This is a genomic window from Shewanella sp. AS1, from assembly GCF_021412565.1.
Lineage (GTDB): Bacteria > Pseudomonadota > Gammaproteobacteria > Enterobacterales > Shewanellaceae > Shewanella.
The window spans coordinates 1-292 of sequence record NZ_JAKCLJ010000061.1 but is presented as its reverse complement, the minus strand read 5'-3'; the positions used below and the strand labels follow the sequence as shown (position 1 = coordinate 292).

General features: G+C 58.9%; 1 pseudogene. It reads right to left on the bottom strand.

What is annotated here, in order from left to right:
• Positions 1-187: pseudogene (locus LZP69_RS16060) on the bottom strand (acyltransferase); the annotation flags it as partial.
• Positions 188-292: the final 105 nt, after the last annotated feature.

Genomic DNA, 292 nt, shown 5'->3' with positions numbered 1-292 from the left:
GGACATGATTTCCGATGTATATACCGCCGGCGCCTGCAGATACCACGCAAAAATCGTCGATCCGCACGTTGCTGCCAAGCGAAATACCGGGGCAGTTGTAGAACGACGCGCGGTCCGAGATCAGGACGTTCTCGCCGACCGTCGCAAACCCCATGCTGTCGATCACCTCGCGGGCCAACTGGGCCATTGTCAGAACTCCAAAATCAGGTCAATCACTCGCTGCTGATCTGCATCGGTGAGTGCCGGGTAGATTGGCAGGCAGAGTACCTGCCCAGATGCCCTGGCGGCGACG